Genomic DNA, 12,510 nt, shown 5'->3' with positions numbered 1-12,510 from the left:
GGTGCCCTGACTGCCTATACCTTCCCCCATTTGGACCTTGGATGTGCACTCGGGGTCGGCCATAGGGCCCTAAGGCGGCACTCAGTGCCGCCCAGCTGCCCATCTTGCGCCCCTTCGCCCCAATGGGGAAAGGGGTGACACCTCACATCGTGCCGCCAAGCCGGTGATCCAGCGCGGTATGCCTGCGACCCGCCGATATCGTCCGCACGGCCTGGCCCAGGGCCTTGCGCGACCCCACCAGCACCACCAATCGCTTTGCCCGGGTAACCGCCGTATAGAGCAGATTGCGCTGCAGCATCATCCACGCCCCTGTCGTGACGGGAATCACCACTGCCGGGTACTCACTTCCCTGCGAACGGTGGATCGTCACGGCGTACGCGTGCGCCAGCTCGTCCAGCTCGTCGAAGTCGTACGGAACCTCCTCGTCCTCGTCGGTCAGCACGGTCAGCCGCTGGTCCTCGACGTTCAGGGCCGTGACCACTCCCACCGTGCCGTTGAAGACGCCATTGGCGCCCTTCTCGTAGTTGTTACGGATCTGGGTGACCTTGTCGCCGACGCGGAAAACCCGGCCGCCGAAGCGGCGCTCGGGGAGGTCGGGGCGGGCCGGGGTGACCGCCTGCTGCAGCAGACCGTTCAGGGCCCCCGCTCCGGCCGGGCCGCGGTGCATCGGAGCCAGCACCTGTACGTCCCTCCGGGGATCGAGGCCGAACTTCGCCGGGATCCGGTGGGCCGCAACATCGACCGTCAGCCGCCCGGCCTCCTCGGTGTCCTCCTGCGGGAAGAGGAAGAAGTCGGGCATCCCGGTCGTGATCGGCAGCGTCCCGGCGTTGATCCGGTGCGCGTTGGTCACCACGCCCGAATGCTGCGCCTGCCGGAAGATCCGGGTCAGCCGTACGGCCGGCACCGGGCTGCCGTCCGTGAGCAGGTCGCGCAGTACCTCCCCGGCCCCTACGGACGGCAGCTGGTCCACATCGCCCACGAGGAGCAGATGGGCGCCCGGCGGCACGGCCTTGATGAGCTTGTTGGCGAGCAGCAGGTCCAGCATCGACGCCTCGTCGACCACCACGAGGTCGGCGTCCAGCGGACGGTCCTGGTCGTACGCGGCGTCCCCACCGGGCTTCAGCTCCAGCAGCCGGTGCACCGTGGCGGCCTCCGCGCCGGTCAGCTCGGCCAGCCGCTTGGCGGCCCGCCCCGTCGGCGCCGCGAGCAGGACCTTCGCCTTCTTGGCGCGCGCCAGCTCCACCACCGAGCGGACCGTGAAGGACTTGCCGCAGCCCGGGCCGCCGGTGAGCACCGCGACCTTCTCGGTCAGCGCCAGCTTCACCGCCGCCTCCTGCTCGGGCGCCAGCTTCGCTCCCGTACGGTCCGCGAGCCACGCCAGCGCCTTGTCCCAGGGCACGTCGTGGAAGGCCGGCATCCGATCCTCCGCGGCCCGCAGCAGCCGCCGCAGCCGCCCGGCCAGGGACAGCTCGGCGCGGTGGAAGGGGACGAGGTACACGGCCGTGACGGGCTCGCCGCCGTCCGGGGCGGGGACGGTCTCCCGTACGACGCCCTCCGGGTCCTCGGCCAGCTCCGCCAGGCAGTCGATGACCAGCCCCGTGTCCACCTGGAGCAGCTTCACGGAGTCGGCGATCAGCTGCTCCTGGGGCAGGAAGCAGTGCCCCTGGTCGGTGGACTGGGACAGCGCGTACTGCAGGCCGGCCTTCACCCGCTCGGGACTGTCGTGCGGGATGCCCACCGACTGGGCGATGCGGTCGGCGGTCAGGAAGCCGATGCCCCAGACGTCGGCGGCGAGGCGGTACGACTGATTCCGTACGACGGAGATGGACGCGTCGCCGTACTTCTTGTAGATCCGCACCGCGATGGAGGTGGACACGCCGACGCCCTGGAGGAAGACCATGACCTCCTTGATGGCCTTCTGCTCCTCCCAGGCCGCGCCGATCATTTTCGTCCGCTTCGGACCGAGGCCCGGCACTTCGATGAGGCGCTTCGGCTCCTTCTCGATGACATCGAGGGTGTCCGTGCCGAAGTGCTCGGTGATCCGGTCGGCGATCCGCGGGCCGATGCCCTTGATCAGGCCGGAGCCGAGATAGCGGCGGATGCCCTGCACGGTGGCGGGCAGGACCGTGCGGTAGTTCTCGACCGTGAACTGGCGGCCGTACTGGGGATGGGAGCCCCAGCGTCCCTCCATGCGCAGCGACTCCCCCGGCTGGGCACCGAGCAGCGCCCCGACCACCGTGAGCAGATCATTGCCGCCGCGGCCGGTGTCGACGCGCGCGACGGTGTAGCCGTTGTCCTCGTTGGCGTACGTGATCCGCTCCAGGACGCCTTCGACGACGGCCTGGCCGGGTGGGTTGTTCGGGCCTCCCCCGCGCGTTCGCTGCATGGAACCGAAGGTACCGCCGGGGTCGGACATCGCCGGGGGCCTGTGGACAACCCGGCGGCCGGGCCTGTGGGTTGTCCACAGGCCGGATGTGTCGACTGGACATTTCGAGGGGCCCGGCGTATTGCCGGGCCCCTCGGTCCCCCCTCGGGTTCCCCCCTTTTCATCGCCGCCCGACCTTCCCCCGGATCTCCCCCGCTGTCAGGCACCGATGTCCAGTACGACCTCCAAAGGGCCGGAACGGTTGCGTGGTTCCGCCCCTCTTTCGGCGCAGTTCGCATCGCGGCCCGCGCCCGTACGCACGGCGCACACGGCGCGTTCAGCCGAGCCCCCGGGCTCCCTTGCGCGCGCCTGCCTCACTCTGGGCTCAGTACGTGCTTCCGGTAACGGGCGATCACCTCGGCCAGTACCTCGGCCCCGTCCCGCTCCCACAGGCCCGGGTTGAAGATCTCGACCTCGATGGGCCCGTCGTGTCCCGCAGCTTCGGTCCGTTCGCGGAACCACCTCAGGTCCACCGCCCCGTCCCCGAGCTGCCCCCGGCCGAGCAGTACCCCTTCGGGCAGCGGGGTCACCCAGTCGGCGAGCTGGAATGCCGCGAGCCGCCCGCCGCGCCCCGCCCGTTCGATCCCCTCTCCAACCGTGTCGTCCCACCACAGGTGGTACGTGTCCACGACCACCCCCACCTGCTCCGCGGGGAACCGCTCGGCGAGGTCCAGCGCCTGGGCGAGCGTGGAGACGACGCAGCGGTCCGATGCGTACATCGGGTGCAGCGGCTCGATCGCCAGCCGTACGCCCCGCTCGGCGGCGTACGGCCCCAGCTCGGCCAGCGCCTCGGCGACCCGCTCCCGGGTCCCGTGCAGGTCCCGGCTGCCGGGCGGCAGGCCACCGGACACCAGGACGAGGGTGTCCGTCCCGAGGGTCGCGGCCTCGTCGAGCGCCGCCCGGTTGTCGTCGAGCGCGACGGCGCGCTCCTGGGGGTCGGCCGCGGTGAAGAAGCCGCCGCGGCACAGGCTGGTGACGGTCAGTCCCGCTTCCCGCATGAGCTTGGCGGCCGCGTCGACGCCGTACTTCTGTACGGGCTCGCGCCACAGTCCCACGTGGCGCAGCCCGGCCGCCGCGCAGCCGTCCGCCAGCTCGGGCAGCGACCACTGCTTGACCGTCTCCTGGTTGAGGCTCAGTCGCGCGAGGTCGTCGCTGTGATTGGGGTGCGTGCGGTCGTCGTCCTTCGTACCGCGACCGGTCATGCGTCTCCTCCGAGTACGGCGGTCAGCTGCGCCATCCGGTGCCGGGCCAGGTCGGGGTCCGGGAACAGGCCGAGCCCGCCCGCCAGTTCGTACGCCCGGCGCAGGTGCCGCAGCGAGCGGACCGACTGCAGGCCACCGGCCATCGTGAAGTGCGACTGGTGGCCCGAGAGCCAGGCCAGGAAGACGACGCCCGTCTTGTAGTAGCGGGTCGGCGCTTCGAAGAGGTGCCGGGCCAGCTCCACAGTGGGGTCCAGGACCTTGTGGAACGCGGCGGTGTTCCCGGTGTCCAGCAGGCGCACGGCCTCGGCGGCCAGCGGGGCGAGCGGGTCGAAGACGCCCAGCAGGGCGTGGCTGAAGCCGCGTTGGTCGCCCGCGATCAGTTCGGGGTAGTGGAAGTCGTCGCCCGTGTAGCAGCGCACGCCGTTCGGCAGCCGGCGGCGCAGCGCCACCTCTCGGTCCGCGTCGAGCAGCGAGACCTTCACGCCGTCGACCTTGTCCGGGTGCTCGGCGATGATCTGCAGGAACGTCTCGGTGGCCGCGTCGAGACCGTCGCTGCCCCAGTAGCCCTCCAGCGCCGGGTCGAACATCGGGCCGAGCCAGTGCAGGATGACCGGCTCGCTGCTCTGCCGGAGCAGGTGCCCGTACACCTCCGCGTACGCCTCGGGCCCGGCCGCGACCGCCGCCAGCTGCCGCGACGCCATCAGGATCGGCTGTCCGCCGGCCTCCTCCACGAGGGCGAGCTGCTCCTCATAGGCGGCGCGCACCTCCGCCAGCCCCGCCTCCCTCGGCGGGAGCTGGTCGGTGCCCACGCCGCAGGCGATCCGGCCGCCCACCGCCCTGGCCTCGGCGGCCGACCGCCGGATCAGCTCGGCGGCGGTCGCCCAGTCCAGGCCCATGCCGCGCTGCGCGGTGTCCATGGCCTCCGCGACGCCCAGACCGTGCGACCACAGGTGGCGCCGGAAGGCGAGGGTGGCGTCCCAGTCCAGTACGGCCGGGCCGTCCGGGGTGGTGTCGGCATACGGGTCGGCGACGACGTGCGCGGCGGCGAAGACGGTACGGGAGGTGAAGGGGACCTCCGCGCCTACGGGCGCAGCGCTCACAGGCGTGGTTCCGGACGTCGCCGGCGCGGCTTCGGACGCGGCGCTCACAGGCTCAGCTCCGGTACGTCCAGGCGGCGTCCTTCTTGCGCCGAGCGGATGCCCAGTTCGGCGAGGTGCACGCCACGCGCGCCCGCCATGAGGTCCCACCGCCACGGCTCGTCGAGCACCACGTGGCGCAGGAAGAGCGCCCACTGCTCCTTGAAGCCGTTGTCGAACGTCTCGTTGTCGGGCACCTCCTGCCACTGCGCCCTGAAGTCCTCCGTGGCCGGCAGGTCCGGATTCCAGACCGGCTTGGGGGTCGCGGAGCGGTGCTGGACCCGGCAGCGGCGCAGGCCCGCGACGGCCGACCCCTCCGTGCCGTCCACCTGGAACTCGACCAGCTCGTCCCGGTTGACGCGCACCGCCCAGGAGGAGTTGATCTGCGCGACGGCGCCGCCCGCCAGCTCGAAGATCCCGTACGCGGCATCGTCGGCGGTCGCCTCGTACGGCTTCCCGGCCTCGTCCCAGCGGCGCGGGATGTGGGTGGCCAGCTGGGCCTGGACGGTGCGTACCGGCCCGAACAGCTCGTGCAGTACGTACTCCCAGTGCGGGAACATGTCCGTCGCGATGCCGCCGCCGTCCTCGGCCCGGTAGTTCCACGACGGGCGCTGCGCCTCCTGCCAGTCGCCCTCGAAGACCCAGTAGCCGAACTCGCCCCGTATGGACAGGATGCGTCCGAAGAAGCCGCCCTCGATGAGCCGCTTCAGCTTCAGCAGGCCCGGCAGGAAGATCTTGTCCTGGACGACGCCGTGCTTGATGCCGGCGGCGTGGGCCAGCCGCGCCAGTTCGAGCGCACCGGCAAGCCCGGTGGCGGTGGGCTTCTCCACGTAGAGGTGCTTGCCCGCGGCGATCGCCTTCTTGACGGCCTCCTCGCGGGCCGCGGTGACCTGCGCGTCGAAGTAGATGTCGATGCTGTCGTCGGCCAGCACCGCGTCCAGATCGGTGGACCACTCCGTGAGGCCGTGCCGGTCGGCCATCGCCGCGAGCTTGTGCTCCGCGCGGCCGACCAGGACCGGTTCGGGCCAGATCACCGTGCCCCCGCCCACGTCCAGGCCGCCCTGCTCGCGCAGGGCGAGGATCGAGCGGAGCAGGTGCTGGCGGTAGCCCATGCGCCCGGTCACGCCGTTCATGGCGATCCGTACGGTCTTGCGTGTCACAACCCGACCCCTCACATCAACCGGTGGTATCGGTCGCGGCCCACGTGGTCCGCGAACGGACAAGCGCACGGAAAGCACCGACGAAGGCGCGCGGCGCCCAGCGCCCGGAGTTGGTCACCCGGTCACGCATAGAAAGCGCTTTCCATCGCGAGAGAAGCTAGCCTGCGACGCGAGGCGCCACAAGAGGGGCGACGCCGTACGTGGCGCCGCAGGAAGGGGGACGGGGAGCGATATGGCCGTGACACTGGCGGACGTCGCCGCGCGGGCGGGAGTCTCGGCGGCGACCGTCTCACGCGTGCTGAACAGCAACTATCCGGTGGCCAAGGCCACCCGCGACCGGGTGCTGCGGGCGGTCGCGGAACTGGAGTACGTCGCGAACGGACCGGCCAGCGCGCTCGCCGCGGCCACCTCCGACCTGGTGGGCATCCTCGTCAACGATGTCGCCGACCCGTTCTTCGGCATCCTCGCGAGCGCGGTGCAGTCGGAGATGAGCGGCGACGGCACCTCCGGTGGCGAGAAGCTCGCCGTGGTCTGCAACACCGGCGGCTCCCCGGAGCGCGAGCTGACCTACCTCACGCTGCTGCACCGCCAGCGGGCCGGTGCCGTGGTACTGACCGGCGGCGCGACCGAGGACCCCGCGCATACGGCCGCGTTGGCGGCCCGTGTGGCGCGGCTGTCCGCGGCGGGGACTCAGGTGGTGCTGTGCGGGCGTCCGCCCCTGGCGGTGGGGGTGGTGGGGTCGGGTGACGGGGCGCCGGTGGCGGGGTCGGCGGGGGGCCTGGGCTCGGTGGAGGGCCGGGCTGCCTCGACTCCCGCTGCTTCCTCGGCTTCCGGTGCCGACGCCGGGCCTGCTCCGCTGACCGTCGCGTTCGACAACCGGGGCGGTGCGCGGTCGCTGACCGAGCACCTGGTCGCCCTCGGCCACCGCCGCATCGGATGCGTCGCGGGCCCCGAGGGGCTCACCACCACCCGGCACCGGCTGGAGGGCCACCGCGCCGCCCTCGCGGCGCACGGCATCGAGGACATGCCCGGCCGCACGGTCCACGGCGCCTACGACCGGGCCTCCGGCTACGCGGCGGCCCACGAACTCCTCCGGCGGGACGAGGGTCTGACCGCCGTCGTCGCGGCCAATGACACGGTCGCGCTCGGCGTCTGCGCCGCGTTGCGCGAGCACGGGCGGCGGGTCCCCGAGGACGTCTCGGTCGTCGGCTTCGACGACCTGCCCTTCAGCATGGACGCGGTGCCGGCGCTGACGACCGTCCGGCTGCCGCTGGCCGAGGCCGGCGCACGGGCCGGCCGGCTGGCGATGGGCCGGGAGCCGGCGCCGGCGGACGGCGTGGTGCTGCTTTCATCCGAATTGGTGATACGCAAGTCGACGGCTCCGCCCTATTCTTGACTCAGTCAAGGTTTTTGGGGGATGCCATGACCGTCCAGGAATTCCGCCGCTTCAACCGCTTCTACACCAACTTCATCGGCGCGCTCGATTACGGCCGCCATCTCTACAGTCCGTACACGCTCACCGAGGCCCGGCTGCTGTACGAGCTCGCCAACAGCCCTGGTCAGGTGGACGCCGCGGACCTGCGCGTCACGCTCTCCCTGGACGCCGGGTATCTCAGCCGTCTCCTCGGGAAGTTCGAGGAGAGGGAGCTGATCACCACCGGCCGGTCGGAGGAGGACTCCCGACGCCGGCGCGTCACGCTCACCCCGCATGGCCGGGAAACGGCGTCCACCCTGGAGGAGCGGTCGCAGGACAGCGCCGGCCGACTCCTGGAACAGCTGCCCGGGCCCGACCGTGCCCGGCTGGTGGAGTCCATGACGACAATCCGCGAGCTGCTCGGCGACGCGGCCCCATCGGACACCGGTCCGGAGCCCCCGCCCACCGCCCGTCCCGGGCCGGCGTCGGACCAGGTGACCCTGCGGACCACGCGCCCCGGCGACCTCGGCTGGATGGTGCAGCGCAACGCCGAGCTCTACGCCCGCGAGTACGGCTTCGACCTCTCCTACGAAGCGCTGGTGGCCCACATCGTCGCCGAGTTCGCCGACCACTTCGACCCACGCTGGGACCGCGCCTGGATCGCCGAACTGAACGGCAAACCGGCGGGCCAGGTGATGTGCGTCCGCGACCGGGCGGACGAGGGGGCACGGGCCGATGGCGAGGACGAGAGCGGAGGCGGGACGAAGACGGAAAGCGGAGGCGAAACTGGGGACGGGGGTGAGCGGAGCGGTCGGCGGGAGCGGATACGCAGGGCTCGGCTGCGGTTGCTGCTCGTGGAGCCCGAGGCCCGCGGTCACGGCATCGGTGGGCGGCTGGTGGCGGCCTGCGCGGACTTTGCCCGGGACGCCGGGTACGAGGAGCTGGTGCTGTGGACCAACAGCGTCCTGACGTCCGCCCGACGGATCTACGAGCGGGCCGGGTTCGAGCTGGTCGCCGAGCGGCCGCACCACAGTTTCGGACAGGACCTGGTCGGGCAGGACTGGCGACTGCGGCTGTGAGTCGTCGGCCGAGACGGTGAACCACCGGCTGAGATTGTGGGCCGTGGCTGCGGCGGTGAGTCGTCGACTGAGACGGTGAACCACCGGCTGGGGCTGTGAGCCTTGGCCACGGCGGTGAGGCGCAGGCTGGGGCTGTGGGCCATGGCTGCGGTCGTGAGTTGTCGGCTGGGGCTGTGGGTCGTGGCTTCGGTTGCGGGTCGTTGGCCGGCGGTGCGGTGGGGGCGGTTGGAGGTTCGGTTCTTCGTGACGGGCTGGGAAAGGTAGGGCTGTAGGGCTATGCGATTCGCCTTCTCGACGTTGGGCGTGCCCGGGATGACGGTACGGGACGTGGCCGGGCTTGCTGCCGGTGCCGGATACCACGGGGTGGAGCTGCGCGCCCATCCGGAGGAACCGGTGCATACGGGCCTCGGTCCCGGCGAACGTGCCGAGGTCGCCCGGGTGTTCGCGGACGCCGGGGTGGAGGTCCTCACCATCGCGGGGTACGCGAAGGTCGCCGAGGCGCAGGACTCGGCGGGCGAGGCGGCGCTCGCGGACGAGTTGGCGGGGCTGGTCGGCCTCGCGGCGGATGTGGGCGCGTCGTACGTACGGGTGTTCCCCGGTGCGGGTGATCGGCCGGCCGCGGAGGCCGACGCGGACGCCGCCCGGCGGCTCGGGGCCATCGCGCCGCTTGCCGCGGACCGCGGGGTGTCCGTGCTGCTGGAGACGCACGACTCGCACCGTACGGGGGCCGCGGCGGCGCGCGTGGTCGGTCCGGTGGGGCACGGGTCGGTCGGGGCGCTGTGGGACGTGTTGCACACCTGGCTCGGCGGTGAGGATCCGGCCGCCACACAGGCCGTGCTCGCTCCTCAGCTGGGCTATGTCCAGGTCAAGGACGTTGCCTCGGCCGAGGACACGACGCCGCTGCCGCTCGGCGCCGGGGTGCTCCCGCTGGCCGACTGCCTCGGCGCGCTCGTCGGGGACGGTTGGGACGGCTGGCTGTGCTGGGAGTACGAGAAGCGGTGGTACCGGGACGCACCCGGGCTCCCCGACCTGCTCCGCCCCGGCCGCGAACATCTGGAGCAGCTCCTGACCACCTTGGGGAGGTGAGGACGGAAGAGGGAGGACGGAGGAGGGAGGGCGGGGGCGGAAGACGGAGGACGAGGCCGGGGAAGTAGCGGTAAGAGCTGTGCCCAAGGGCGTCGGGGCGGCCCCCTGAAGACCCTCGGGGGCCTCGGGCGGTCCCCGGGCGGCGTTAGGCGGTACTCGGGCGGCCGTTGCGCGGAGCTCGGGCGGCCGTTACGCGGGCCTCGGGTGGTCGTTGGGTGGTCCACCGTGTGCCAGTAGTACCAATCTGTACCAACCTTGCGGGGTGGGGCGGTTCCGGGGAACCCAGGGCGTTGTCGGTCCGTCACATCGACGTACTGCCGGTGAGTCTCCGCAAAGCGGTGTCGGCCTCGCTGCTGGCTGCGTCGCTGACCACCCTCTCCACCGCCTGCGGCCGGCAGCACACCGCCACCGGCGCACCCCCCTCCTCACGCGCCGGTGGCGGATCTCCTCCCGGACCGACCGCCGTTCGGGGTCACCTCCGCCCAGGCCCACCGCCGCGCCCGCGCCTCGCCGCCCCCGCGCGGCCTTCCCCCTACCCCCAGTCGCCTGATCACCCGGTTGGGGCTGGGGCATTGACCGGTGATTGTTTTCCGGATATCCGTGTCTCCTTGGCAGTTTCCTTCAATACGCCTATATGACAGGGACTGGGCGGGTGGGAGCGGTTGTGCCACGCCGCTCCGGCCGTGCGGTGCCACCGGCGCTGAGGAAGTCGCCGAGGAGTCATCGAGGAAGCCTCCTAGGAGCCCTCCGGAAGGAGCGCACATGCACTCCAGACGTACCGCTCGCCCCAGCCCTGCCGACCGCCCCAGCCGATCCGATCGCCCCAGAGCCACCGACCGCTCCGCCCCCGCCGATCCGTCCGGCCGCGCCGATAGGCCGGACCCCGCCGCCCCCTCCGGCTGCGCCGATCGGCCCGGCCCCGCCGCACCGTCCGCACCCTCCGGCCGCGCCGATCGATCCGACCCGACCGCACCCTCCGATCGGCCCAGCCCCGCCACCCCCTCCGGCCGCGCCGATCGGTCCGCCCCCGCCGCACCCTCCGTGCCCACCACCCCCACCGATCCCCCCGCCCCCGCCGACCGCTCCAGGCGGGCCGTCCTCACCGCTGCCGCTGCTGCGGCGACGGTCGCGGCTGCGGGGCGGGTCACCGGTGATACCGCGTATGCCGCGTCCGGGACGCCGGGGCGGGACGTTAGGGACCGGTTGCGGGGGCTCATTGGGCGGATGAGTCTTGAGGAGAAGGTGGGGCAGCTCTTTGTGATGCGGGTGTACGGGCACTCCGCCACCGCGCCCGATCCCGCCGACGTCGAGGCCAATCGCAAGGAGATCGGCGTCTCCAACGCCGCCGAGCTGATCGCCAAGTACCACATCGGCGGCATCATTTACTTCTCCTGGGCGCACAACACCCGCGACCCGCGCCAGATCGCCGACCTCTCGAATGGCATCCAGAAGGCGGGCGCCGCTCAGCGCGTTCCCGTTCCGCTGATCATCGCCACGGACCAGGAACACGGGATAGTGGCCAGGATCGGCGCGCCCGCCACGCTCTTCCCCGGGGCGATGGCCCTGGCCGCGGGCGGCTCGCGGGAGGACGTGGAGACGGTCGGCCGGATTGCCGGTGCCGAGCTGTACGCCATGGGCATCCGTCAGGACTACGCGCCCACCGCCGACGTGAACGTCAACCCGGCGAATCCGGTGATCGGCGTGCGGTCGTTCGGGGCCGACCCCAAGGCGGTGGCCCGGTTCGTCGCCGCTGAAGTGAAGGGGTATCAGGGGGCCGGCGTGGCCGCGACCGCCAAGCACTTCCCCGGGCACGGCGACACCGACACCGACAGCCACGTCGGGCTGCCGACCATTCACCACACCGCCGAGGAGTGGGAGCGGCTGGACGCGCCGCCGTTCAAGGCGGCCATCGCGGCGGGGATAGATTCGATCATGACGGCGCATATCGTCGTGCCCGCGTTCGACAAGAGCGAGGACCCCGCCACGCTCTCCCGCCCGATCCTCACCGGCATCCTGCGCGAACGCCTCGGTTACGACGGTGTGGTGGTCACCGACTCGCTCGGCATGGAGGGCGTGCGCAAGAAGTACGGGGACGACCGCGTCCCGGTGCTCGCCCTGAAGGCCGGCGTCGATCAGCTGCTGAACCCGCCGGACCTGGAGGCCGCGTACAAGGGCGTGCTCGCGGCCGTGGGCAACGGGGAGCTGAGCGAGCGGGAGATCGACGAGAAGCTGCTGCGCATCCTGGTGCTGAAGGAGCGGCGCGGGCTGTTCGCCGGTCCGTACACGTCGCGGCGTGCGGTGGACCGTACGGTCGGCACGCGGCGGCACCTCAGGACCGCCGACAAGATCGCCGACCGCACCACGACGCTGCTGGTCAACGAGGGCGGGCTGCTGCCGCTCTCCCGGCGCAGCGCCCGCCGCGTCCTGGTGGTCGGCGCCGACCCGGCCGCGCCGTCCGGCACCGGCGGCCCGCCCACCGGAGTGCTCGCGCGCACCCTCGGCGAGCTGGGCTTCACCGCCACCGCGCACTCCACGGGCACGGCGCCCACCCAGGCGCAGACCGATGCGGCGGTGGCGGCGCTGGCGGACCACGACGCGGTGGTCGTGGCCACGTACAACGTCACGGCGGGGTCCTCGCAGCGGGGGCTGGTGCGGGCGCTGCTGGATTCCGGGAAGCCGGTGGTGCAGCTGGCGATCCGGAACCCGTACGACATCGCCCAGCTCGACGGCGTCAAGGCGGCGCTGGCCAGCTACTCGTGGACCGATGTCGAACTGCGCGCCGCCGCGCGGGTGATCGCCGGCCGCCGGGAGCCGAAGGGGAAGCTGCCGGTCCCGGTCATGCGCGCCGACGCCCCCGGCACGGAACTCTTCCCGATCGGCCACGGTTTGTCCTACTGACCACACCCGGACGCAGCTGCACCTGTCGTACCGACCGCACCGGACACGACCTGCGCCTGCGCCTGCGCCTGCGCCTGTACATGTACCTGTACCTGTACCTGTCGTACTGA

Annotated in this window: 8 protein-coding genes; 4 read left to right on the top strand and 4 right to left on the bottom strand. The window is 72.1% G+C overall.

Annotated features, from left to right (window positions below):
* Positions 1–142 precede the first annotated feature (142 nt).
* The 4 genes from AB0I82_RS32795 to AB0I82_RS32780 form a co-directional block, all read right to left on the bottom strand.
* On the bottom strand, positions 143–2,386 hold the full coding sequence (locus AB0I82_RS32795; protein WP_363261098.1) for an ATP-dependent RecD-like DNA helicase: 2,244 nt from the start codon (positions 2,384–2,386) through the stop codon (positions 143–145).
* 353 nt (positions 2,387–2,739) lie between these two features.
* A complete protein-coding gene (locus tag AB0I82_RS32790; protein ID WP_363261097.1) occupies positions 2,740–3,627 on the bottom strand; it encodes a sugar phosphate isomerase/epimerase family protein in 888 nt (295 codons plus the stop codon).
* Positions 3,624–4,727: a dihydrodipicolinate synthase family protein gene (locus tag AB0I82_RS32785; protein ID WP_363261096.1), complete on the bottom strand. Its 1,104-nt coding sequence runs from the start codon at positions 4,725–4,727 to the stop codon at positions 3,624–3,626. The genes AB0I82_RS32790 and AB0I82_RS32785 overlap by 4 nt, the downstream gene beginning before the upstream one ends.
* 44 nt (positions 4,728–4,771) lie before the next feature.
* On the bottom strand, positions 4,772–5,923 hold the full coding sequence (locus tag AB0I82_RS32780; protein WP_363261095.1) for a Gfo/Idh/MocA family oxidoreductase: 1,152 nt from the start codon (positions 5,921–5,923) through the stop codon (positions 4,772–4,774).
* 232 nt (positions 5,924–6,155) lie between these two features.
* On the opposite strand from AB0I82_RS32780, the gene AB0I82_RS32775 reads away from it, so the two are divergent.
* The 4 genes from AB0I82_RS32775 to AB0I82_RS32760 all read left to right on the top strand — a co-directional run bounded on the left by AB0I82_RS32775 (position 6,156) and on the right by AB0I82_RS32760 (position 12,400).
* Positions 6,156–7,319 (top strand): LacI family DNA-binding transcriptional regulator, encoded by a 1,164-nt coding sequence (locus AB0I82_RS32775; RefSeq protein ID WP_363261094.1) that lies wholly within the window; start codon positions 6,156–6,158, stop codon positions 7,317–7,319.
* A gap of 26 nt (positions 7,320–7,345) precedes the next feature.
* Entirely contained in the window at positions 7,346–8,416 is a 1,071-nt protein-coding gene (locus AB0I82_RS32770) for a helix-turn-helix domain-containing GNAT family N-acetyltransferase (protein ID WP_363261093.1), read from the top strand.
* Between the two features lie 276 nt (positions 8,417–8,692).
* Complete coding sequence (locus AB0I82_RS32765) at positions 8,693–9,502, top strand: sugar phosphate isomerase/epimerase family protein (RefSeq protein ID WP_363261092.1); 810 nt, start codon at positions 8,693–8,695, stop codon at positions 9,500–9,502.
* 1,224 nt (positions 9,503–10,726) lie between these two features.
* The gene (locus AB0I82_RS32760) at positions 10,727–12,400 is read left to right on the top strand and encodes a glycoside hydrolase family 3 protein (RefSeq protein WP_363261091.1); all 1,674 of its coding nucleotides are present in this window, start codon (positions 10,727–10,729) and stop codon (positions 12,398–12,400) included.
* Positions 12,401–12,510 lie beyond the last annotated feature (110 nt).

Source organism: Streptomyces sp. NPDC050315, assembly GCF_040655775.1.
Classification (GTDB): domain Bacteria; phylum Actinomycetota; class Actinomycetes; order Streptomycetales; family Streptomycetaceae; genus Streptomyces.
Note: the sequence above shows the minus strand (reverse complement) of the source record. Positions and strands in the feature narration are given on the sequence as shown.